The organism is Streptomyces sp. PKU-EA00015, from assembly GCF_013387495.1.
GTDB lineage: Bacteria > Actinomycetota > Actinomycetes > Streptomycetales > Streptomycetaceae > Streptomyces.
Genome location: NZ_JABZEE010000038.1, coordinates 132312 through 156714, shown reverse-complemented (window position 1 = coordinate 156714; position 24403 = coordinate 132312). Strand labels below are relative to the sequence as shown.

14 protein-coding genes and 1 tRNA gene are annotated in these 24403 nt (G+C 70.8%); 11 read left to right on the top strand and 4 right to left on the bottom strand.

Annotation, left to right across the window (positions count from 1 at the left end; all coding sequences use genetic code 11):
* Positions 1–34 precede the first annotated feature (34 nt).
* Positions 35–107 (top strand) — tRNA-Thr (locus HW130_RS23830).
* 52 nt (positions 108–159) lie between these two features.
* On the opposite strand, the gene HW130_RS23825 is transcribed toward HW130_RS23830, so the two are convergent.
* Entirely contained in the window at positions 160–2814 is a 2655-nt protein-coding gene (locus HW130_RS23825) for a SpoIIE family protein phosphatase (protein WP_177151716.1), read from the bottom strand.
* Between the two features lie 523 nt (positions 2815–3337).
* Here HW130_RS23825 and HW130_RS23820 point away from each other — a divergent pair.
* From HW130_RS23820 to HW130_RS36150, 10 genes are all read left to right on the top strand, one after another.
* Complete coding sequence (locus tag HW130_RS23820) at positions 3338–8815, top strand: HAMP domain-containing protein (RefSeq protein ID WP_375256577.1); 5478 nt, start codon at positions 3338–3340, stop codon at positions 8813–8815.
* Positions 8816–9089: 274 nt separating this feature from the next.
* The gene (locus HW130_RS23815) at positions 9090–9773 is read left to right on the top strand and encodes a two-component system response regulator (RefSeq protein WP_177151715.1); all 684 of its coding nucleotides are present in this window, start codon (positions 9090–9092) and stop codon (positions 9771–9773) included.
* 135 nt (positions 9774–9908) lie between these two features.
* Positions 9909–12674: a DNA translocase FtsK gene (locus tag HW130_RS23810; RefSeq protein ID WP_218183897.1), complete on the top strand. Its 2766-nt coding sequence runs from the start codon at positions 9909–9911 to the stop codon at positions 12672–12674.
* A gap of 189 nt (positions 12675–12863) precedes the next feature.
* Positions 12864–13685, top strand: coding sequence for a helix-turn-helix domain-containing protein (locus HW130_RS23805; protein WP_177151713.1), 822 nt, complete (start codon positions 12864–12866; stop codon positions 13683–13685).
* 101 nt (positions 13686–13786) lie between these two features.
* The gene (rimO, locus tag HW130_RS23800) at positions 13787–15253 is read left to right on the top strand and encodes a 30S ribosomal protein S12 methylthiotransferase RimO (protein WP_177151712.1); all 1467 of its coding nucleotides are present in this window, start codon (positions 13787–13789) and stop codon (positions 15251–15253) included.
* Complete coding sequence (gene pgsA, locus HW130_RS23795; protein WP_177151711.1) at positions 15250–15936, top strand: CDP-diacylglycerol--glycerol-3-phosphate 3-phosphatidyltransferase; 687 nt, start codon at positions 15250–15252, stop codon at positions 15934–15936. Before rimO ends, pgsA begins: the two co-directional genes overlap by 4 nt.
* On the top strand, positions 15933–16442 hold the full coding sequence (locus tag HW130_RS23790) for a CinA family protein (protein ID WP_177151710.1): 510 nt from the start codon (positions 15933–15935) through the stop codon (positions 16440–16442). Before pgsA ends, HW130_RS23790 begins: the two co-directional genes overlap by 4 nt.
* A 109-nt stretch (positions 16443–16551) precedes the next feature.
* Entirely contained in the window at positions 16552–16935 is a 384-nt protein-coding gene (locus HW130_RS23785) for a helix-turn-helix domain-containing protein (protein ID WP_177151709.1), read from the top strand.
* A gap of 146 nt (positions 16936–17081) precedes the next feature.
* Complete coding sequence (locus HW130_RS23780; RefSeq protein ID WP_177151708.1) at positions 17082–17552, top strand: Dps family protein; 471 nt, start codon at positions 17082–17084, stop codon at positions 17550–17552.
* A gap of 194 nt (positions 17553–17746) precedes the next feature.
* Positions 17747–17986 carry a hypothetical protein gene (locus HW130_RS36150; RefSeq protein ID WP_256356283.1) on the top strand — a complete coding sequence of 80 codons (240 nt, stop codon included), beginning with the start codon at positions 17747–17749 and terminating at the stop codon, positions 17984–17986.
* Here HW130_RS36150 and HW130_RS23775 read toward each other — a convergent pair.
* From HW130_RS23775 to HW130_RS23765, 3 genes are all read right to left on the bottom strand, one after another.
* Positions 17934–18746 carry an SDR family NAD(P)-dependent oxidoreductase gene (locus HW130_RS23775; protein WP_305737807.1) on the bottom strand — a complete coding sequence of 271 codons (813 nt, stop codon included), beginning with the start codon at positions 18744–18746 and terminating at the stop codon, positions 17934–17936. The two genes, HW130_RS36150 and HW130_RS23775, sit on opposite strands and share 53 nt — an antisense overlap.
* A 32-nt stretch (positions 18747–18778) precedes the next feature.
* Positions 18779–19579: an Fpg/Nei family DNA glycosylase gene (locus HW130_RS23770; RefSeq protein WP_177151706.1), complete on the bottom strand. Its 801-nt coding sequence runs from the start codon at positions 19577–19579 to the stop codon at positions 18779–18781.
* A gap of 145 nt (positions 19580–19724) precedes the next feature.
* Positions 19725–24350, bottom strand: a complete 4626-nt coding sequence (locus HW130_RS23765; RefSeq protein ID WP_177151705.1) for an ATP-dependent helicase — start codon at positions 24348–24350, stop codon at positions 19725–19727.
* Between the last annotated feature and the right edge of the window lie 53 nt (positions 24351–24403).

Below are 24403 nucleotides of genomic sequence, written 5' to 3'. Positions count from 1 at the left end.
CTCGTTGCCGCGGGGAACACCGCGAAAGCAACAGGCCCCTATAGCTCAGTCGGTAGAGCGTCTCCATGGTAAGGAGAAGGTCAACGGTTCGATTCCGTTTGGGGGCTCCGCAATCAAGAAGGCCCCCCGCCGTCACGGCGGGGGGCCTTCTGCGTTCGGTCAGTCCTGGTGCGGCTCGTGGACGCGCATCGCCAGGATCGCCATGTCGTCCGATGCCGGTTCCGCGGCGAAGCGTTCGACCGCCCTGAGCACCCGGGCCGCCACCGCGCCCGCCGTCAGGCCCGTGCACGCGGTGAAGACGTCGGCGAGGCCGTCGTCGCCCAGCATGCGCGTGCCCTCGCGGCGCTCGGTCACACCGTCCGTGACGCACAGCAGGACGTCGCCCGGATCCAGCGTCACGACCTGCTCGTAGAGCTCCAGGTCGTCCATCACGCCGAGCAGCGGCTGAGGGTCTGCCGCCGGCTCCACGGTGCCGTCCTGGCGCAGGCGCAGCGGCATCGGGTGGCCGGCACACACGACCTTGAGGACGGCGCTGCCGTCCTCCTGCGGCCACAACTCCCCGTACAGCAGCGTGAGGAATCGGCTGCGGGCGCCCTCGTCGAGGATGGCGGCGTTGAGCCGCTCCAGCACCGCGGGGCCGCCGAAGCCCTCACGGGCCAGCAGCCGCAGGGCGTGGCGTGCGAGGCCGGTGACGGCCGCGGCCTCCGGGCCCGTGCCGCAGACGTCGCCGATGGCGAAGCCGTAGACGCCGTCGCGGATCGGGAAGAGGTCGTAGAAGTCGCCGCCCACCTCGTTGCCCTCGCCGGCGGCGCGGTAGATGACCTCGACCTCGACGCCCGGGATCTGCGGCAGTTCGGGCGGCAGCAGACTGCGCTGCAGGGACTGGCTGATCGCCATGCGCTCGGAGTAGAGGCGTGCGTTGTCGAGCGCGAGAGCGGCCCGGCGTGAGAGGTCCTCGGCGAGTTCCAGGATCTCCTGGCGGAAGTGGTCGTCGGACGGCTTGCCGAGCGTGAGCATGCCGATGACGCGGTTCCTCGCGACGAGCGGGAGAACGACGGTCTCGCCGCCGACGGCGGCGGCCGTCGCCAGCGTCGTGCCGATGCCGGAGGAGACGGGCGGAGTGGAACCGAGGCCCAGTTCGCGCTTGGAGGCGAGCAGAGCGGCGCGCTGTGCGGTCTCGGCCGGTGCGTTCCACACGCGGGCGCCCGGTGTCGGTACGGGGTCCGGGGGATCGATCCTGGACAGGAGGGCCTTGAGACCGTCGATGCGGTCCTCGTCCTCGTGGAGCACATAGCTGAGGTACGGCTCCGACGACTGGTCGGCGATCGTGTAGACCGCACACCAGGTGGCGAGGGTGGGGACCGTCATCTGGGCCATCAGGGCCAGGGTCTGGTCGCGGTCCAGAGTGCCGGCGAGCAGGTCGGACGCCTCGACGAGGAAGGACAGGGAGCCGCGTCGCAGCCGTTCCAGTTCGCCGAGGCGGGCCGACTCGACGGCCAGGGCGATGCGGTCGGCGGCGAACTGCAGGCGCAGCGCCTCCTCGTTGGTGTAGCGGCCCGCGGATTCGGCGGCGACGCCGAGGGAGCCGGTGAGCCGGCCCTCGACCTTGAGCGGGACGGTGACGACGGAGCGCATGCCGGTGGAGTTGAGGAGAGGTACGGCGCCGGGAACGGCGGTGAGGTCCTCGTGGACGGCGGGCATGCGCGCCGAGCCGTAGCGGCCCGTGCCGGCCTCGACCGGGACGCGGGCGAAGCGCTGGCGTGCCGAAGGGAGTCCGGTGGTGGCGCGTACTTCGAGTTCGGTCTCGTCGTCGGTGGCGAGGAGCAGGAAGGCGGCGTCGCCGTCGAGCATGTCCCGGGCCCGTTCGACGGTGCGCTGGAGCAGGCCGTCGAGATCGTCCGGGGCGGGCGAGCCGATGAAGACCTCGAACGGGTCGGTCGCGCGGTTCTCGGAGCCGTGGTCGGAGCCCGGAGTGCGGTGAGGGGTCTGCAGAATGGCCCGCTCGTCGTCGCGTACGAGGAGACAGACCGTGGACGGCTCACCCTTCGTGTCGCGTACCCGCAGGTGGGAGGCGTAAACGGGAACGACGCGGCCGTCCGTTCCGCGGATGCCGTAGCTGCCTTCCCAGCGGGAGAGTTGCAGTGCTTCGGCGATGCCCGTGCCGATGCCGGGAGTGTGCGGCCAGGCGGCGAAGTCGGTGAGCGGTTTGCCGATGACCTGTTCCGACGGGTAGCCGAAGAGGCGCTCGGCGTCCTCGTTCCATACGACGATCGACCCGCTGCGGTCGATCTGGGTCACGGCCACGCGCACCCGTTCGTCGGCGACCGGGAGCACGGCCGTGGGGAGGGCGGGGCCGGCCGACCGGGTGCCCACCGGGCGCTGCGGGAGGTCGAGTTGGAACCAGACCTGTTTGTGGGTGGGCGTGTACTCGACGCCCCATCGGGAGGCGAGTGCGGCGCACAGCAGCAGGCCGCGGCCGTTCTCCCGGTCGGGGCTGCCGAAGTGACGGCCGCTGCCCTGGATCGGGATCTCGCGTTCCGGGTAGCGGTCGGCGACCTCGATCCGGACGCCGTCCTCGCTGCGCAGGCACAGGACGTCGGCCGAGGTGCCCGCGTGGACGACGGCGTTGGTGACGAGCTCACTGGTGAGGACCACGGCGTCGTCGACGACGTCCGAGTGCCCCCAGCCCTGGAGGGTGTCGCGGACAAAGGCACGGGCGGTCGCGACGGACCGCCCGACGGGGTCGAAGCTGGCGGCCGCCCGCGCGGTGATCACAGAACTCCTCGTACGCGTCTCGACGCCCGGCTCTGCCATGATCGGCTTGCCCCTCCCCGTGCCCGGTGGTCGTAGATGCACCGCACCGCCCCCGCCGGGCGGACCGGGGCGGTTGGACAGCCGGATGCCAGGTTACTTACCTTCGCTGTCCGAGCGGATGCCGGTTACGGCTGTTTCCGCCCTCCGGGGGTGGGGACGCTATGCGAAGCTGCCGAACTGTTATGGCCTGGTTCCGGCATGGTGAAACACTGGGCAGGCTTCTTGAGTAAGCCCGGGCAGTACGGTCAACCCCTGCGGGAGGGACACGGTGGAGTCTGGCGTGGCGGCGCGTGGCAAGGATGCGCGCGCGAAAGGCGGACGGTCCCGGAACAATGGGACAACCGAAGTCGACACAGCGGCTCTGAACAGGCTGATGTCGGCTCTGGTGGCGATGCGCGACGGGAACTTCCGGCGTCGCCTGACGGTGTCCGGCGACGGCGTCATGGCCGAGATCGCGGCGGTCTTCAACGAGGTCGCCGACCGTAATCTGCATCTCACCGGGGAGATCGCGCGCGTCCGCAGGATGGTCGGTCGCGAGGGAAAGCTCACAGAACGGCTGGAGACGGGGGCCTGCGAGGGCTCGTGGGCCGCCGCCATCGACGCCTCCAACGAGCTGGTGGACGACCTCGCGCGGCCCGTCTCCGAGGTCGGCCGTGTGCTGTCGGCGGTCGCCGAGGGCGATCTGGACCAGCGCATGGAGCTGCGTTCGCAGTCGACCGACGGCCAGGACGGCACGGTGCGGCCGCTGCGGGGCGAGTTCCTGAAGGTCGCTCGTACGGTGAACAGCCTGGTGGACCAGCTGTCGGCGTTCACCGACGAAGTGACGCGGGTCGCACTGGAGGTGGGTACCGAGGGCAAGCTCGGCGGCCAGGCACAAGTGCGCGGAATGTCCGGTTCGTGGAAGGACCTCACGGATTCCGTCAACACCATGGCGTACCGGCTGACCGCTCAGGTGCGGGACATCGCGCTGGTCACGACGGCCGTCGCCAAGGGTGACCTGTCGCAGAAGGTGACCGTCCATGTGGCGGGCGAGATGCTGGAGTTGAAGAACACCGTCAACACGATGGTGGACCAGCTCCAGTCCTTCTCCTCCGAGGTGACGAGGGTCGCGCGCGAGGTGGGCACGGAGGGTGAGCTGGGCGGTCAGGCGACCGTTCCGGGTGTGGCCGGTGTGTGGAAGGACCTCACCGATTCGGTGAACACGATGGCCGGCAACCTGACGTCCCAGGTGCGGGGCATCGCCGAGGTGACCACGGCGGTGGCCAACGGTGACCTGTCGCAGAAGGTCACGGTCAGCGCGCGGGGCGAGGTGGCGCAGCTCGCCGAGACGATCAACCAGATGACCGAGACGCTGCGGACGTTCGCGGACGAGGTCACGCGGGTCGCCAGCGAGGTCGGCGCGGAGGGACTGCTGGGCGGTCAGGCGCAGGTGCCGGGTGCGGCGGGCACGTGGAAGGATCTCACCGATTCGGTGAACACCGTCTTCCGCAACCTGACCACACAGGTGAGGGACATCGCGCAGGTGACGACGGCGGTGGCCAACGGTGACCTGTCGCAGAAGGTCACGGTCGACGTCGCGGGCGAGATGCTCGAGCTGAAGAACACCGTGAACACCATGGTGGACCAGCTCCAGTCGTTCGGTTCCGAGGTGACCCGGGTGGCCCGGGAGGTCGGCGTCGAGGGCCGGCTGGGCGGGCAGGCCGAGGTGCCGGGTGCGGCGGGCACGTGGAAGGACCTCACCGATTCGGTGAACACCGCGTTCCGTAACCTCACCGGGCAGGTGAGGGACATCGCGCAGGTGACGACGGCGGTGGCCAACGGTGACCTGTCGCAGAAGGTCACGGTCGACGTCGCGGGCGAGATGCTCGAGCTGAAGAACACCGTGAACACCATGGTGGACCAGCTCCAGTCGTTCGGTTCCGAGGTGACCCGGGTGGCCCGGGAGGTCGGCGTCGAGGGCCGGCTGGGCGGGCAGGCCGAGGTGCCGGGTGCGGCGGGCACGTGGAAGGACCTCACCGATTCGGTGAACACCGCGTTCCGTAACCTCACCGGGCAGGTGAGGGACATCGCGCAGGTGACGACGGCGGTGGCCAACGGTGACCTGTCGCAGAAGGTCACGGTCGACGTCGCGGGCGAGATGCTCGAGCTGAAGAACACCGTGAACACCATGGTGGCGCAGCTGTCCTCGTTCGCCGACCAGGTCACGCGGATGGCCCGGGACGTGGGCACCGAGGGCCGGCTCGGCGGGCAGGCCCGCGTGGACGGCGTCAGCGGTACGTGGAAGGAGCTGACGGACTCCGTCAACTTCATGGCCGGCAACCTGACGTCCCAGGTGCGCCAGATCGCCCAGGTGACGACGGCGGTGGCGCGCGGCGATCTGTCGCAGAAGATCGACGTGGACGCGCGCGGCGAGATCCTGGAGTTGAAGAACACCATCAACACGATGGTCGACCAGCTCTCCGCGTTCGCCGAGCAGGTGACCCGGGTGGCTCGCGAGGTGGGCACCGACGGGCGGCTGGGTGGTCAGGCGCAGGTGCCCGGCGTGGCCGGCGTGTGGCGCGATCTGACGGACTCGGTGAACGGCATGGCCGAGAACCTCACCGGCCAGGTGCGCAACATCGCCCAGGTCGCGACGGCGGTGGCGCGCGGTGATCTGTCGCAGAAGATCGACGTGGACGCGCGCGGCGAGATCCTGGAGCTGAAGAACACGCTCAACACGATGGTTGACCAGCTCTCCAACTTCGCGGAGCAGGTGACCCGGGTGGCCCGCGAGGTGGGCACCGAGGGCATCCTCGGCGGCCAGGCGGAGGTGCAGGGCGTCTCCGGCACCTGGAAGGACCTCACGCAGTCCGTCAACTTCATGGCGAACAACCTGACGAGCCAGGTGCGCAACATCGCCGAGGTCACGACGGCGGTCGCCAAGGGCGACCTGTCGAAGAAGATCACCGTCGACGCCAAGGGCGAGATCCTGGAGCTGGTGACGACGGTCAACACGATGGTCGACCAGCTGTCGGACTTCGCGGACGAGGTGACGCGGGTCGCCCGCGAGGTGGGTACGGAAGGTGTGCTGGGCGGCCAGGCGCGGGTGCGCGGCGTCACCGGCATCTGGAAGGACCTCAGCGACAACGTGAACCTGATGGCCAACAACCTGACCAACCAGGTGCGCAACATCGCGCGGGTCTCCTCGGCGGTCGCCAACGGTGACCTGACCAAGAAGGTGACGGTCGAGGCGCGCGGCGAGGTGGCCGAGCTCGCGGACACGGTCAACACGATGGTGCGGACGCTGTCGTCCTTCGCCGACGAGGTGACCCGCGTGGCCCGTGAGGTGGGCACCGACGGGCGGCTGGGCGGTCAGGCGCACGTGCCGGGCGTATCCGGCACCTGGAAGGACCTCACCGAGTCGGTGAACTCCATGGCCTCCAACCTCACCGGCCAGGTGCGGCAGATCGCCACGGTCACCACCGCCATCGCGAAGGGCGATCTCACGCGCAAGATCGACATCGATGCGCGGGGCGAGATCCTGGAGCTGAAGACGACGATCAACACGATGGTCGACCAGCTGTCGTCGTTCGCCGAGGAGGTCACGCGCGTGGCCCGTGAGGTGGGCACCGACGGGCAGCTGGGCGGCCAGGCGCGGGTGCGGGACGTCGACGGCACCTGGCGCGACCTGACCGAGTCGGTGAACGAGATGGCCGGGAACCTGACCCGGCAGGTGCGCGCCATCGCCGCCGTCGCCACGGCGGTGACCCGCGGCGATCTGAACCTGAAGATCGACGTGGACGCGGCGGGCGAGATCCAGGTCCTCCAGGACAACATCAACACGATGATCGCGAATCTGCGCGACACCACCCTCGCCAACGAGGAGCAGGACTGGCTGAAGGGCAACCTGGCGCGTATCTCCGGTCTGATGCAGGGCCGGCGCGACCTGGACGACGTGGCCTCGCTGATCATGAGCGAGCTCACCCCGGTCGTCTCGGCGCAGCACGGTGCGTTCTTCCTGGCGATGCCGACGGGCAGCGGCCAGGAGGTGCCGGACGGCGGCGAGTCGTACGAGCTGGTCATGCGTGGCAGTTACGGCTACTCGGCAGGGCTGATGCCGACGTCGTTCCGGCCGGGGGAGACCCTGATCGGTACGGCGGCGGAGGAGAAGCGGACGATCCAGGTCAATGTGCCGCCGGGTTACCTGAAGATCTCATCGGGGCTCGGTGAGGCGTCGCCGGCTTATGTGATCGTCCTTCCGGTGCTGTTCGAGGGGAAGATCCTCGGCGTCATCGAGCTGGCGTCGTTCCAGCCGTTCACGCAGATCCAGCGGGACTTCCTGAACCAGATCGCCGAGATGATCGCCACGAGCGTCAACACGATCAGCGTCAACACCAAGACCGAGGTGCTGCTGAAGCAGTCGCAGGAGCTCACGGAGCAGCTGCGCGAGCGCTCCGCCGAGCTGGAGAACCGGCAGAAGGCGCTCCAGGCGTCCAACGCCGAGCTGGAGGAGAAGGCCGAGCTGCTGGCACAGCAGAACCGCGACATCGAGGTGAAGAACACCGAGATCGAGGAGGCGCGGCAGGTGCTGGAGGAGCGGGCGGAGCAGCTCGCGGTCTCCATGCGCTACAAGTCGGAGTTCCTCGCGAACATGTCGCACGAGCTGCGGACGCCGCTCAACTCGCTGCTCATCCTCGCGAAGCTGCTCGCGGACAACGCGGACGCCAATCTCTCGCCGAAGCAGGTGGAGTTCGCGGAGACGATCCACGGCGCCGGTTCCGATCTGCTGCAGCTGATCAACGACATCCTCGACCTGTCGAAGGTCGAGGCGGGCAAGATGGACGTCAGCCCGACGCGTATCGCGCTGGTGCAGCTCGTCGACTACGTCGAGGCCACGTTCCGGCCGCTGACGGCGGAGAAGGGGCTCGACTTCTCGGTCCGGGTCTCCCCGGAGCTGCCGGCGACGCTGCACACCGACGAGCAGCGGCTGCTCCAGGTGCTGCGCAACCTCCTGTCGAACGCGGTGAAGTTCACCGACAGCGGCGCCGTGGAGCTGGTGATCCGGCCGGCCGGCGCCGATGTGCCGCAGTCGATCAGGGAGCAGTTGCTGGAGGCGGGCTCGCTGCGGGACGCGGACGCGGATCTGATCGCCTTCTCGGTGACGGACACGGGTATCGGGATCGCGGCCGGCAAGATGCGGGTGATCTTCGAGGCGTTCAAGCAGGCGGACGGCACGACCAGCCGGAAGTACGGCGGTACGGGTCTGGGGCTGTCGATCAGCCGGGAGATCGCGCGGCTGCTCGGCGGCGAGATCCACGCGGCGAGCGAGCCGGGCCGGGGCTCCACGTTCACGCTGTACCTGCCGCTGCAGCCGACCGAGTTGCCGCCGCACGGGTACCCGCAGCTCGAGCCCGGGACGGGCGGTGCGCAGGACGAGGAGATGGACGCGGAGGACGTGGGCGCACAGGCGCGGACCGCTCCCTCGCGTCCGGCCGGGCCCTCCGTGGGGCCGGCGGCGCTGCTGCGCCGGCGCCGTAAGGCTCTGAACGCGAGGAGCGGGCGTCAGGCACAGTCCGGGGAGGCGCAGGCGTGGGTCGATGCGACGGCCGGGCAGGAGGGGGCCGAGGAGCGGCGGGTGTTCGCGTTCGACGGCGAGAAGGTGCTGATCGTCGACGACGACATCCGCAACGTGTTCGCTCTGACGAGCGTGCTCGAGCAGCACGGCCTGTCCGTGCTGTACGCGGAGAACGGCCGTGAGGGCATCGAAGTCCTGGAGCAGCACGATGATGTGACAGTCGTACTGATGGACATCATGATGCCGGAGATGGACGGGTACGCGACGACGACGGCGATCCGCAGGATGCCGCAGTTCGCGGGTCTGCCGATCATCGCTCTGACCGCGAAGGCGATGAAGGGGGACCGGGAGAAGGCGATCGAGTCCGGAGCATCGGATTACGTGACGAAGCCGGTCGATCCCGACCATCTCCTCTCCGTGATGGAGCAGTGGATGAACGCCAAGTGAGCGGATCCCGTCCGAATCACAGGTTGTTGCTGATCGATCGCGTTCGAAAGCGTGTGGGGCTGAGATTTACGGGGAACTATCCGGTCTCCCCCCACGTTTTTGGTGCGTGCACAGTGACATCACGGTGACAGGGTGTGGCGACGGGCGGGGTGCGGCTACGATGACCGGCACAAGGACGGGCGACGCAAGGGAGTCGTCCCCTGGGGCGGCGCCCGGTGCGTCCTCCGGCTCTTCGAGCCGGAGAGACCCCATGCCGGGGCGAGGAGGACGGGGCATGGTGCAGAAGGCCAAGATCCTCCTGGTCGATGACCGGCCGGAGAATCTGCTCGCGCTGGAGGCCATCCTCTCCGCGCTCGATCAGACACTGGTGCGGGCATCGTCAGGGGAGGAAGCGCTCAAGGCGCTGCTGACGGACGACTTCGCGGTCATTCTGCTGGATGTTCAGATGCCGGGAATGGACGGCTTCGAGACCGCCGCGCACATCAAGCGGCGTGAGCGGACCCGTGACATCCCGATCATCTTCCTCACCGCGATCAACCACGGCCCCCACCACACCTTCCGTGGGTACGCCGCAGGTGCCGTCGACTACATCTCCAAGCCGTTCGACCCCTGGGTGCTGCGCGCCAAGGTGTCGGTGTTCGTCGAGCTCTACATGAAGAACTGCCAACTGCGCGAGCAGGCGGCACTGCTGCGGCTCCAGCTGGAAGGCGCCGGCCAGGCCGAATCCGGCGGCAGCCGCGAGCCCGCCGGCCTCCTCGCGGAACTCTCAGCGAGGCTCGCGGCAGTTGAGGAGCAGGCCGAGGCGCTGTCCAAGCAGCTCGACGACGACTCCGCCGACGCCGCGGCGGTGGCGACCGCCGCCCATCTCGAGCGCAAGCTCACCGGGCTGCGCCGCGCGCTCGACGCCCTGGAGCCCGGCACCGGCGGGGGCGCGCCGACGCTGCCGTCCCAGAGCTGATTCGTCGCGGGCGGCGCCGCAGAGGCCACCAGCCCCTGAGGGAGCGTCAGTTCACTGCCGCTCCAGGCACGACACGAACGGGTGAAGCAGTGGGCACACGTGTCCGCTGCCGTCAACACCGGTAACCTCACCACCATGGCCTCACGTACGTCCGGCAAGGGTGCCCAGGGCACGGCGGGCACCGCGAAGCCGCGGACCGGCCGTACGACCGGCGCGGCGAAGAAGGCGGCGCCCGCCAAGAAGACCGCTGCGAAGAAGTCCGCACCCGCGAAAAGGGCACCGGCGAAGAAGGCCGCGGTCCGCAAGACGGCTGCGCCCAAGCCCGCACCGTCCCCCACCGGGGGCGTGTACCGGCTCGCGCGCGCCCTCTGGCTCGGCCTCGCCCACGCGGTGGGCGCGATGTTCCGCGGGATAGGGCGTGGCGCCAAGGGACTTGACCCGGCGCACCGCAAGGACGGCCTCGCGCTGCTGCTCCTGGGCCTCGCGCTCATCGTCGCGGCCGGCACGTGGTCGAATCTGCGCGGGCCGGTCGGCGATCTCGTCGAGATGCTCGTGACGGGCGCCTTCGGACGCCTCGATCTGCTCGTCCCCCTGCTGCTCGGCGCGATCGGCGTGCGTCTGATCCTCTATCCCGAGAAGCCCGACGCCAACGGCCGGATCGTGATCGGTCTGTCCGCGCTCGTCGTCGGCGTGCTCGGCCAGGTCCACATCGCCTGCGGATCGCCCGGCCGCGGGGACGGCACCGAGGCCATGCAGGACGCCGGCGGCCTGATCGGCTGGGCCGCGTCCAAGCCGATGATCTTCATGATGGGCGAGGTGCTGGCGGTCCCGCTGCTGGTGCTGCTCACCGTCTTCGGCCTGCTCGTCGTGACCGCGACTCCCGTCAACGCCATCCCCCAGCGCCTGCGCCTGCTCGGCTCCAAGCTCGGCCTGGTCGACGCCGCGCCCGAGCCCGATGAGGGCACCCGCGACGACCAGAGCTTCGACGACCAGTGGCGCGAGTCCCTGCCCGGCCGTCAGCGTCGCTCCGCCGCGCGCCGCCCGGACGAGGACGACGCCTACGCCCCCGATCACGCCGAGCAGGAGGCGCTCCAACGGCGCAGACGACCGCGCCGGCCGTCGGTGCAGCCCGCCATGGGCCGCGAGATGGACGCCGTGGACGTCGCCGCGGCAGCGGCGGCCGCTCTCGACGGAGCCGTGCTGAACGGCATGCCGCCCTCCCCGCTCGTCGCCGACCTCACGCGCGACGTCACCGCCGAGCGCCGGCGGGCGGCCTCGCAGGTACCCACCGCGCGCGAGCCCGAGGAGGCCGGGCCGGAGCCGCAGAAGCCGGCGGCCAAGAGCTCCGTACCCGATCTGACGAAGCCGGCGCCCGAGGAGTCCCAGCCCCTGCCGGCGCGCGCCGAGCAGCTGCAGTTGTCGGGCGACATCACGTACGCGCTGCCCTCGCTGGACCTGCTGGAGCGCGGCGGCCCGGGCAAGACGCGCAGTGCCGCCAACGACGCGGTCGTCGCCTCGCTGACCAACGTCTTCATGGAGTTCAAGGTCGACGCGGCCGTCACCGGCTTCACCCGTGGCCCCACGGTCACCCGCTACGAGGTGGAGCTCGGCCCGGCCGTGAAGGTCGAGCGCATCACGGCCCTGACCAAGAACATCGCGTACGCGGTCGCGAGCCCCGACGTGCGGATCATCTCGCCGATCCCCGGCAAGTCCGCGGTCGGCATCGAGATCCCCAACACCGACCGCGAGATGGTCAACCTCGGCGACGTGCTGCGCCTCGCGGACGCTGCCGAGGACGACCACCCGATGCTCGTGGCGCTCGGCAAGGACGTCGAGGGCGGCTACGTGATGGCCAACCTCGCCAAGATGCCGCACGTCCTGGTCGCCGGCGCCACCGGCTCCGGCAAGTCGTCCTGCATCAACTGCCTGATCACCTCGGTGATGATAAGAGCGACCCCGGAGGACGTCCGGATGGTGCTCGTCGATCCCAAGCGGGTCGAGCTCACCGCGTACGAGGGCATCCCGCACCTGATCACGCCGATCATCACCAACCCCAAGCGGGCCGCCGAGGCTCTGCAGTGGGTGGTGCGCGAGATGGATCTGCGCTACGACGACCTCGCGGCCTACGGGTACCGGCACATCGACGACTTCAACCAGGCCGTGCGCAACGGCAAGGTCAAGCCGCCCGAGGGCAGCGAGCGCGAGCTCCAGCCGTACCCGTACCTGCTGGTCATCGTCGACGAACTCGCGGACCTGATGATGGTCGCCCCGAGGGACGTCGAGGACGCCATCGTGCGCATCACGCAGTTGGCGCGCGCGGCCGGCATCCATCTGGTACTGGCGACCCAGCGGCCCTCGGTCGACGTCGTCACCGGCCTCATCAAGGCGAACGTGCCCTCACGGCTCGCGTTCGCGACCTCCTCGCTCGCGGACAGCCGGGTCATCCTGGACCAGCCGGGAGCGGAGAAGCTCATCGGCAAGGGCGACGGGCTGTTCCTGCCGATGGGGGCCAACAAGCCGACGCGTATGCAGGGCGCCTTCGTCACAGAGGAAGAGGTCGCGGCCGTTGTACAGCACTGCAAGGACCAAATGGCCCCCGTCTTCCGCGACGACGTCGTGGTCGGCACGAAGCAGAAGAAGGAGATCGACGAGGACATCGGCGACGACCTCGACCTGCTGTGCCAGGCCGCTGAGCTGGTCGTTTCCACGCAGTTCGGCTCCACGTCGATGCTCCAGCGCAAGCTGCGCGTGGGCTTCGCGAAGGCCGGCCGGCTGATGGACCTCATGGAGTCGCGCAACATCGTCGGCCCCAGTGAGGGGTCCAAGGCGCGTGACGTTCTCGTGAAACCGGACGAATTGGATGGAGTGCTCGCCGTGATCCGGGGAGAGACTCACTCGTAAGGGTTTCGGGAGCAACCGTCTCCCTTGGTCGTACGTCAAGTTGGAGGGAGGGACAGAACGGTGTTCCGCCCCTGGGAACTGCGGCCATTCCGATGGCGTACAAAGTCCCGCCGCCCGGTTGCCCCACCCTTTCGTACCACCCATAGACTGAACCTCCAGCAGGTGGTTACACGCTCGAAAGGCGCCCCCGTGTCCATCGGCAACTCCCCCGAAGACAACCGGCCTTCTGTCGAAGACGCCCGGCCGTCGATCGGTCACACCCTGCAGCAGGCGCGTATCGGCGCCGGCCTGACCGTCGACGAGGTCAGCTCCTCCACCCGGGTGCGCATCCCCATCGTGCACGCGATCGAGGAGGACGACTTCTCCCGCTGCGGCGGCGACGTGTACGCGCGCGGCCATATCCGCACGCTCGCGCGCGCCGTCGGGCTCGATCCGGAACCGCTGGTCGAGCAGTACGACGCCGAGCACGGCGGGCGCCCTTCGCCGACGTCCGCCGCACCGCTGTTCGAAGCCGAACGCATCCGTCCCGAGCGACGGCGGCCCAACTGGACCGCGGCCATGGTGGCCGCCATCGTCGTCGTGGTCGGCTTCGCCGGCTTCACGCTCTTCAGCGATGGCAACGGCCAGGACACCCAGGTCGCGGAGGGTCCGGCGCCCGAGGCCAAGCCCACCCCGACGAAGGCGGGCGGGACCAAGCCGGCCGACCCCAAGCCGGACCCCTCGGACAGCGCCATCGCGGCGGTGCCCAAGGACAAGGTCACGGTGAAGCTCTCCGCCACCCACGACAAGAGCTGGATCTCCGCCAAGTCGCACAACGGCAAGCTGCTCTTCGACGGCACCCTGCTCAAGGGGGAGTCCAAGACCTTCCAGGACGACGAGCGCGTCGATCTGATCCTCGGCAACGCGGGCGCGATCGAGTTGTTCGTCAACGGCAAGAAGGTCGAGGACGACTTCGAGATGGGCGGCGTCGAGCGGCTGTCCTACACCAAGGGCGACCCCGCGGCCGGCTGACCGGCCCGGGGAGCGCCCGGCCCACGGGCACGACGGGGGGCCGACGGTACGGAGAACCCTCGGGGCAGGGGCGCGGGCCGGGACAAAGTAGTCTTGAGCCCATGCCCGAACGCCGTACCGTCGCCCTCGTCACTCTTGGCTGCGCCCGTAACGAGGTGGACTCGGAGGAGCTCGCAGGCCGCTTGGCAGCGGACGGCTGGGAGCTCGTCGAGGAAGCCTCCGACGCAGATGTCGCCGTCGTCAACACCTGCGGATTCGTCGAGGCCGCCAAGAAGGACTCCGTCGACGCCCTGCTGGAGGCCAACGATCTCAAGGATCATGGCCGTACCCAGGCCGTCGTCGCGGTCGGCTGCATGGCCGAGCGGTACGGCAAGGAACTCGCCGAGGCGCTGCCCGAGGCCGACGGCGTCCTCGGCTTCGACGACTACGCCGACATCTCCAGCCGCCTCCAGACCATCCTGAGCGGCGGCAGCGTGGAGGCCCACACCCCGCGCGACCGGCGCAAACTGCTGCCGCTGAGCCCCGTGGAGCGCCAGCAGGCCACCGAGGTGGCGCTGCCCGGCCACGGTGACGTCGCCCCGGCGCCCGAGGACCTCCCCGACGGCGTCGCGCCGGTGTCCGGCCCGCGTGCGCCGCTGCGCCGCCGCCTCGGCTCCAGCCCTGTCGCCTCCGTGAAGCTGGCCTCCGGCTGCGACCGCCGGTGCACCTTCTGCGCCATCCCGTCCTTCCGCGGCTCCTTCATCTCGCGCCGCCCGAGCGATGTGCTCGGCGAGACGCGCTGGCTGGCCGAGCAGGGCGTCAAGGAGATCATGCTGGTCTCCGAGAACAACACCTCGTACGGCAAGGACCTCGGCGACATCCGTCTCCTCGAGACGCTCCTGCCCGAGCTGGCCGCCGTCGACGGCATCGAGCGCGTCCGCGTGAGCTACCTGCAGCCCGCCGAGATGCGCCCCGGCCTGATCGACGTGCTCACCTCGACGCCCAAGGTCGCCCCGTACTTCGACCTGTCCTTCCAGCACTCCGCCCCCGGCGTGCTGCGCGCCATGCGCCGGTTCGGTGACACGGAGCGCTTCTGGGAGCTTTTGGAGACCATCCGGTCCAAGGCCCCTCAGGCAGGTGTGCGGTCCAACTTCATCGTCGGTTTCCCCGGCGAGAGCGAGGCCGACTTCGCCGAGCTGGAACGCTTCCTGGGTGCTGCCCGCCTCGACGCCATCGGCGTCTTCGGCTACAGCGACGAGGAGGGCACGGAGGCCGTCTCCTACGACAACAAGCTCGACGCCGAAGTCATCGCCGAGCGGCTCGGGCACCTGTCGAGACTCGCGGAGGAGCTCACGGCGCAGCGCGCCGAGGAGCGGATGGGTGAGACCCTCGAAGTACTCGTCGAAAGCGTGGACGACGAGGACGGCGCCGTGGGGCGTGCCGCGCACCAGGCACCGGAGACGGACGGCCAGGTGCTCTTCACCTCCCCCGACGGCCTGGCGCCCGGCCGGATGGTCGAGGCGAAGGTCCTGGGTACGGAGGGCGTCGACCTGGTCGCGCAGTGTCTCGGCGAGGAGGCGGGCAGATGACCGGAGTGCCGGCATCCGCTGCGGGCGGCCCCGGGAGGCCGGCGCCCGGCGGCAAGCTGGGCGCTGCGGCCGTCAACCAGGCCAGCCTGTGGAACATCGCCAACATCCTGACCATGGTGCGCCTGGTGCTGGTGCCGGGCTTCGTGGTGCTGATGCTCCAGGACGGCGGCTACGACCCCGCCTGGCGTGCGTGGGCCTGGGCGGCGTTCGCCGTCGCCATGATCACGGACATCTTCGACGGGCATCTGGCACGGACGTACAACCTGGTCACCGACTTCGGGAAGATCGCCGACCCCATCGCCGACAAGGCGATCATGGCGGCCGGGCTGATCTGCCTGTCGGCTCTCGGCGACCTGCCGTGGTGGGTGACCGGCGTCATCCTCTTCCGCGAGCTCGGAATCACGCTCATGCGGTTCTGGGTGATCCGGCACGGAGTCATTCCGGCCAGTCGCGGCGGCAAGATGAAGACGCTCGCGCAGGGCACCGCGGTCGGCATGTACGTGCTGGCGCTGACCGGTCCGCTGGCGACCCTGCGCTTCTGGGTGATGGCGCTCGCGGTCGTTCTGACGGTGCTCACCGGTCTCGACTACGTGCGACAGGCGATCGTCCTGAGGCGCAAGGGGCTCGCGGAGGAGCGCGCGGCCCGGGCGGCGGGGACCGGGGCCGAGGGCGCGGAACGGTGAACACGGCGGCTCGTGTGCTGGCGCTGCTTGCGGAGCGTGGCGAGACGCTGGCCGTCGCCGAGTCCCTCACGGGCGGCCTGGTGGCCGCGGAGCTGACGGAGGTGCCAGGAGCCTCCCAGTCCTTCCGGGGGTCCGTGACGGCCTACGCGACCACCCTGAAGAGGGATCTGCTGGGCGTGGACGGAACCCTTCTGGCGGAGCGCGGCGCGGTCGACGCCGAGGTGGCGGCGCAGATGGCGGCCGGTGTACGGGGCCGTCTGGACGCCGTCTGGGGCATCGCGACCACCGGTGTCGCCGGCCCCGAACCGCAGGACGGACAGCCGGTCGGTACGGTCTATGTTGCCGTTTCGGGACCTTCCGGAGCCGGGAAAGTGGCCGCATTGCGGTTGAACGGCGACCGGGAGGAAATCCGTAGAGAGAGTGTACGCAGAGTGCTTGACCTGCTCTCTGACGAACTTCACGGGAATGCGCGGACACAGGATACGGAACAGAACGGGGGGACTTGATGTTTGCAGCCCTGAGTGAACACGACATCGCTCCCCGCACGGCCGCGGCACGAGGCGGTACGGTGGGGCGAGAAGGATGCGGCTACGCGGTCCGAGGAGGGAGCCACCGATGATTCTGCTCCGTCGCCTGCTTGGTGACGTGCTGCGTCGGCAGCGCCAACGCCAGGGCCGTACTCTGCGCGAAGTCTCCTCGTCCGCCCGAGTCTCGCTCGGCTATCTTTCCGAGGTGGAGCGGGGGCAGAAGGAGGCATCCTCCGAGCTGCTCTCCGCCATCTGCGACGCGCTTGACGTACGGATGTCCGAGCTCATGCGTGAGGTGAGCGACGAGCTGTCTCTGGCCGAACTGGCCGAGTCGGCAGCCGCCACCGAGCCGGTGCCCGCACCGGTACGCCCGATGCTCAATTCCGTCTCCGTGACGTCGGTGGCAGGAGTGCCGACGGAGCGGGTGACGATCAAGGCGCCCACGGAAGCGGTCGACGTCGTCGCCGCCTGATCCGTAAGGCACTGCACGACTGGGTTTGAGGCAGGCCCCGAGTGGTACGCGAGTACCGGTCGGGGCCTTCTTCTTGCCCCCGAATGACGCTTTTGTGTAGTTGTGCGATCGTGGAGCGTAGTCGCGTACTCCAAGGGAGGACACGCATGTCTGTCGTGAAGAGCCCTCTGTCCGAGGCCGATCTCAAGACGGTCGGCGACGCGCTGAAAGGCGCGCTGGTCGATCTGGTCGATCTGGCCCTGGTGGCCAAGCAGGTCCACTGGAACGTGGTCGGTCCGCGCTTCAGGTCGGTCCACCTGCAGCTCGACGAGGTCGTCGACACGGCGCGTCAGCACTCCGACACGGTGGCCGAGCGCTCGTCGGCGATCGGTGTGACGCCGGACGGGCGGGCCTCGACGGTGGCCGCGCAGAGCGCGATCGGATCCGTGCCGGACGGCTGGATCAAGGACGTGGACGCGGTGCGGACCCTGGTCGACGCGCTGGGCGCGGTCATCGGCCGGATGCGGGAACGCATCGACGCGACGGAGAAGCCGGACCCCGTGAGCCAGGACATCCTGATCGGCCTGACGGCCGACCTGGAGAAGCACGCGTGGATGTTCCAGGCGGAGTCCGTGTAACGGGCGGCGGGGCTCGGAGAGTTCGCGATGCCGCGCCCGCGGTGCGCGCGGATGAGGGCATCGGGTGAGGGGTTTTGGCGGCTCCCGGTGCCGGTCGGCCGGGCGGACGCGGCCGTTCGAGCGCCGGGCGCCGCCACCCGTGCGCCCTCCCGGCGATCGTGCCCGCCCCGCTAGCGTGGCCCGGAGGAGGCGGCATGGCGATACGCACAGCGGTTCTCGTGCCCGTCGCGCTGCTCGGGCTCGTGGCGGGCGCGGTGTGGTGGTGGGCCGTCCTTCGGCTGGCTCTTGTACCGGAGCACGCGGGGGTCCTCGAGGGGGCGGTGGCGGCGGGTGGTTGGGGGCTCAGCCTGCTGCCCGTCCATGTCTCGGCGGCCCGAGGCGTCACCAGGGCATCGCGACGCCGCCGTTCGGACGGAATATCTGACCCGTCGTGAACGACGAGGCGTCGGACGCCAGATGCAGCACCGAGTGTGCGATGTCCTCCGGTTCGCCGACGCGGCGCAGCGGCGACATCCGGATGAGCCCCGCCTCGATCTGCTGCTGTGTCCCAGCCTCGTGACGGTTCGTCATGGGGGTGCGGACCCACCCGGGGGCCACCGCGTTGACGCGGACGGCGTGCGGCCCGAGCTCGGTCGCGAGGGTCCTGGTGAGCTGGACGACTGCCGCCTTGGCCACGCTGTAACAGAGGAGCCCCGCCTGGGCCGCGTCGACGGCTCCGGACGCCATGGTGATGATCGAGCCGCGGCTGCGGCTTTCGCCGATGTCGCGTGGCCGCGGTCCATCGTCCTGCCGGCCGGTCGAGGCGATCATGGCGCGGGCCGCCTCCTGGCAGGTGTACAGCACGCCCTTGAAGTTGACCGCCAGGACACGGTCGAGATCCTCGTCCCGGGTGTCGAGCACCGTGCTGGTGTGCATGATTCCCGCGATCGCGGCCACGATGTCGAGTCCTCCCGTGCTGGCGACAGCGGACCTGACCTGCGACCGGTCGGTGACGTCGAGGGTGTGGGTGACGGCGGTGCCGCCGGTGCCGCGGATCAGGGACGCGGTCTCGGCGAGGCCCTTCTCGTCGATGTCGGCACAGTGCACGACGGCCCCCGCCGCGGCGAGCAGGACGGCCGAGGCGCGGCCGATGCCGCCCGCGGCTCCGGTGACGAACGCGGTCCGGCCGCTGAGGTCGTACGCCGAGAGGCCCATGAGCGGACCGTACGACCGGATCTGACGGACCGTCAATCAGTTGGGCCCGCCTGACAGCGCGGACACCAGTAGGTGGGGCGCTCGCGGCTGCCGTCCCCCTGGTCGGCCTTGCGCACCGGGGCGCCACAGCGCGGACACGGCCGGCCCTCACGACCGTAGACGTACAGCCGTTGCCCAGGGCCGCGGCGGCCCGTGGTGACTCGTTCGGGACGGGACTTGTTGGCATCGAGGAGCCGCTGGGCGGTGGCCACGAGACGGGCGAGCGTGTCGGCGGGCAGCTCGCCGACGGGGAGCCAGGGCGTCACGCGGGCCAGGAAGGCCAGCTCGGACTTGTAGACATTGCCGATGCCGGCGAGATTGCGCTGGTCGAGAAGGGCTTCGCCGAGGGGGCGGGCCGGGTCGGCGAGGAGGTTGGCCACCGCTGTGTCCGGGTCCCAGTCGGGGCCGAGGAGATCGGGGCCGAGATGGCCCACGGCCTGCTCCTCGTCGGTGGTGCGGAGCAGCTCCAGGACGGGCAGGCGGTAACCGACCGCCGTATACGCCTCGTTGCCGAGGACGGCACGGATCTGGTGCGCGGGACCGCCGCGCCAGCGCTCACCGGTCCCGTAGACCTGCCAGGAACCGTCCATCCGCAGATGCGAGTGCAGTGTGAGGCCCCCCTCGATACGGGTGAGGAGGTGTTTGCCGCGCGGGGTGACGTCCAGGACGGTCCGGCCGGTGAGGTCCGCCGTGGCGAACCGGGGCACCCTCAGATCGGATCTTGTCAGCACGCGGTCGGCCAGCGCGCTGTGCAGGCGGTGGGCGGTCAGCCAGACGGTGTCTCCTTCGGGCATGGCATCCATGATGCGCGACGGCGGGGAGCGGGCCGTCGCCGCCGGGCCTGCCCGGAGGTACGCCGGTGCGTGGGTCACGGGCGGCGGTCGGGAGGGGAGGCAGGTGGGCCACGGGCGCCGGTCCGGACGTACGCCGGTGCGTGGGTCACGGGCGCAGGCGCAGCCCCCTCGGTGTGGCGTGGAATCCGGCGGTCTCCAGGACGCGGCCCAGGGATGAGGTGAGGGCCGGAGAGCCGTTGGCCCGCTCCACGGTCACCGTGCCCAGCGCGCCTTCTCGGGCCGCGGAGGCCAGGGCGGCGGCCGCCGCGTGCAGAGCCGGAGCCTCCGGGTCCGTCACCCAGGAGAGCAGCGTCTTGCCGCCGCGCTCCATGTACAGCGTCAGCTCGCCGTCCACGAGGACGACGAGGGAGCCGGCCTTGCGGCCCGGCTTGTGCCCGGCGCCCTCGGGCGGCTCGGGCCAGGGCAGCGCCGCCCCGTACGCGTTCGCCGGGTCGGCGGCGGCCAGGACGACCGCGCGGGGTGCCGCCTGACCCACTTCCCGGTCCCGGGCGGTGGAGGCGGCGCGCAGCCGGTCGACCGCGCCGTCCATCGCGAACTGGGCCGCTCCGAGGCCCTCGACGACATAGCCCCGACGGGCCTGCCCGCTGTCCTCGAAGGCCGACAGGATGCGGTACGTCGCGGAGAAGCCGCCCTCCACGCCCTCGGCGGCCACCGCGCCGCGGGTCACCACTCCATGGCGGTCGAGCAGGGTGCGGGCGAGAGCGTGCGCCCGGTGGGTCGGCTCGGGCTCGGCGGCCGGCAGCAGGGACCAGCGGCCGCTCACGGTCGGCGGGCCGGAGCGGGAGGTGGGGCGGGCCGTCGCCGTCAGGGTGCCGTAGCGGCCGCGGGGGACCGAGCGCTTGGCGCGGTGGGCCGTCGAACCTGCCGTGCGGCCCGAGCCCAGCAGGGCGCGCAGGGGCGCGAGGGTGTCGTTGGTGAGCCGCCCGGACCAGGTCAGGTCCCAGACGGCGTCGGCGAGTTGCGGATCGGTGGCGTCGGGATGCGTGGTGGCGCGGACCTGGTCGGCGATCTGGCGGAAGAACAGTCCGTACCCGCCGGACAGGGCGCCGAGCACCGACTCGTGCAGGGCCGTCAGCTCCAGCGGGTGCGGGGGCGGGAGCAGGAGCGGGGCGGCGTCCGCGAGGTAGAGGGAGACCCAGCCGTCCTTGCCGGGCAGGGCGCCGGCGCCCGCCCACACCACCTCGCCCGTGGTGGTCAGTTCGTCGAGGAGCGTGGTGCTGTAGTGGGAGACGCGGGACGGGAGGACGAGCTTCTCCAGCGCGGAGGCGGGGACGGCGGCGCCCTGCAGCTGCTCTACGGCGCGGGCCAGCCCGTCGATGCCGCGCAGCCGGTTGCTGCCCATGTGCTGCCACTGGGGGAGGAACGCGGCGAGCGCGGCGGGCGGGACCGGCTCCAGCTCGTGCCGGAGCGCGGCCAGGGAGCGGCGGCGCAGACGGCGCAGCACGGCCGCGTCGCACCATTCCTGACCGATGCCCGCGGGATGGAACTCGCCCTGGACGACGCGCCCCGACGCGGCGAGACGGGCCAGACCGCCCTCCGTGACGGCCGGCCCCATTCCGAAGCGGGCCGCCGCCTGGGCCGAGGTGAACGGCCCGTGCGTCCGCGCGAAACGGGCGAGGAGGTCGCCGAGGGGGTCCTTGACCGGCTCGGTGAAAGCCTCGGGGACACCCACGGGCAGCGCGGTGCCCAGGGCGTCGCGCAGCCGGCCCGCGTCCTCGACCGCGGCCCAGTGGTCGGCGCCCGCGATACGGACGCGGATGGCGCGGCGTGCGGCCGCCAACTCCTGCGGCCAGGCCGGGTCGCCACCGCGCTCGGCCAGCTCCGCATCGGTGAGCGGCCCGAGAACGCGCAGGAGATCGGCGACGCCCTCGGCGTCCTTGACCCGCCGGTCGTCCGTCAGCCACTGCAGCTCCCGCTCCAGCTCCGTCAGGACGTCCGCGTCGAGCAGCTCCCGGAGCTCGGCCTGCCCCAGCAGCTCGGCCAGGAGCCGGGAGTCCAGCGAAAGTGCCGCCGCGCGCCGCTCGGCGAGCGGCGAGTCGCCCTCGTAGAGGAACTGGGCCACGTAGCCGAAGAGCAGGGAGCGGGCGAACGGCGAGGGCTCGGGGGTGGTGACCTCGACCAGGCGGACCCGGCGCGACTCGATGTCGCCCATGAGCTCGGTGAGCCCGGGGACGTCGAACACGTCCTGGAGGCATTCGCGGACCGCTTCGAGGACGATCGGGAACGAGCCGAACTCGCTCGCCACCTGGAGCAGTTGAGCCGCACGCTGGCGCTGCTGCCACAGCGGCGTGCGCTTGCCGGGATTGCGCCGCGGCAGCAGCAGCGCGCGGGCCGCGCACTCCCGGAACCGCGAGGCGAACAGGGCCGAGCCGCCGACCTGGTCGGTCACGATCTGACTGATCTCGCCCTTGTCGAAGACCGTGTCCGCGGCTCCCACCGGTGCCTGCTCGCTGTCGTACGCCGTGTCCACATGGACCGGGTCCTGATCGAGCAGGTCGAGTCCCATCAGGTCGGCGTCGGGCAGCCGCAGCACGATGCCGTCGTCCGCGTGCATGACCTGTGCGTCCATGCCGTACCGCTCGGCGAGGCGGGCGCCCAGCGCCAGCGCCCAGGGCGCGTGGACCTGCGCGCCGAACGGCGAGTGGATCACCACGCGCCAGTCGCCCAGTTCGTCCCGGAAACGCTCCACGAGGATCGTGCGGTCGTCGGGGACATGGCCGCAGGCCCGGCGCTGCTCGTCGAGATACGCCAGCACATTGTCCGCCGCCCACGCGTCCAGACCCGCCGCCACCAGGCGCAGTCGGGCGTCGTCGGGCGCGAGCCCGCCGACCTCGCGCAGGAACGCGCCGACCGCGCGGCCCAGCTCCAGCGGGCGGCCGAGCTGGTCGCCCTTCCAGAAGGGCAGGCGGCCGGGGACGCCGGGGGCGGGCGAGACCAGCACCCGGTCACGGGTGATGTCCTCGATCCGCCACGAGGTGGTGCCCAGGGTGAAGACGTCACCCACTCGTGACTCGTACACCATCTCCTCGTCGAGCTCTCCCACCCTGCCGCCGCCCTTCTTGGGGTCGGCACCGGCGAGGAAGACCCCGAAGAGGCCACGGTCGGGGATGGTGCCGCCGGAGGTGACGGCGAGCCGCTGCGCGCCCGGCCGGCCGGTCACCGTGCCCGCCACGCGGTCCCACACCACGCGCGGGCGCAACTCGGCGAACGCGTCCGACGGATAGCGCCCTGCGAGCATGTCGAGGACCGCGGTGAACGCCGACTCGGGCAGCGAGGCGAACGGCGCGGCACGGCGGACCAGTGCCAGCAGGTCGTCGAACTGCCACGGGTCCATGGAGACCATGGCCACGAGCTGCTGGGCCAGCACGTCCAGCGGATTTGCCGGGACGCGCAGCGATTCGATGGAGCCCGTGCGCATCCGCTCCGTGACCACGGCCGCCTGCACCAGGTCGCCGCGGTACTTGGGGAAGACGACACCCGTGGAGACGGCGCCCACCTGGTGTCCCGCGCGGCCGACGCGCTGGAGGCCGGAGGCGACCGAGGGCGGTGACTCGACCTGGACGACCAGGTCGACCGCGCCCATGTCGATGCCCAGCTCCAGACTGGAGGTGGCGACGACGGCGGGCAGCCGCCCCGCCTTGAGGTCCTCCTCGACCAGGGCCCGCTGCTCCTTGGAGACCGAGCCGTGGTGGGCGCGGGCCAGGAGCGGCGGGGCGCCCTGGGCTGCCCCGGACTGCGCCATGATCTCTGCCGGTGGCCCGTCCTCCGGCAGGGGAGTACCCGTCGCACGCTCGTAGGCGATCTCGTTGAGCCGGTTGCACAGACGCTCCGCGAGGCGGCGGGAGTTGGCGAAGACGATCGTGGAGCGGTGGGCCTGGACGAGGTCGGCGATCCGCTCCTCGACGTGCGGCCAGATCGAGGGCCTCTCCCCGGGTCCCTCGGACGCGTCGGCCGCGGGCGATCCCCCGAGCTCGCCGAGGTCCTCGACGGGGACGACGACCGAGAGGTCGAACTCCTTGCCGGAGGGCGGCTGGACGATCTCGACCCTGCGCTGCGGCGACAGGTAACGGGCGACCTCGTCGACCGGGCGCACCGTCGCGGACAGGCCGATCCTGCGCGCGGGGCGCGGCAGCAGAGTGTCGAGACGCTCCAGGGACACGGAGAGGTGCGCGCCGCGCTTGGTGCCCGCCACGGCGTGGACCTCGTCCAGGATGACCGTCTCGACACCCGTCAAGGCCTCCCGCGCGGAGGACGTGAGCATCAGGAACAGCGACTCGGGCGTGGTGATGAGGATGTCCGGCGGCCGTGAGACCAGCGACCGGCGCTCGGCGGCCGGGGTGTCACCGGAACGGATACCGACCCGCACCTCGGGCTCCGGCAGGCCCAGCCGCACCGCCTCGTGCCGGATTCCCGTGAGCGGACTGCGCAGATTGCGCTCGACGTCGACCGCGAGCGCCTTGAGCGGAGACACGTACAGCACGCGGCAGCGCTTCTTCGTCTCCGCGGGCGGCGGTGTGGACGTGAGCCGGTCGAGGGCGGCGAGGAAGGCGGCCAGCGTCTTGCCCGAGCCGGTCGGCGCCACGACCAGGACGTCCGAGCCCTCTCCGATAGCCAGCCAGGCCCCCTCCTGCGCGGCGGTGGGCGCGCTGAACGCCCCCGTGAACCAGCCTCGGGTCGCGGGGGAGAAGGAGTCGAGCGCAGTCCTGGCCATGCCCCCCATCGTGCACCCGACCACTGACAACCGTGTCCAGGACGTGGACGGGC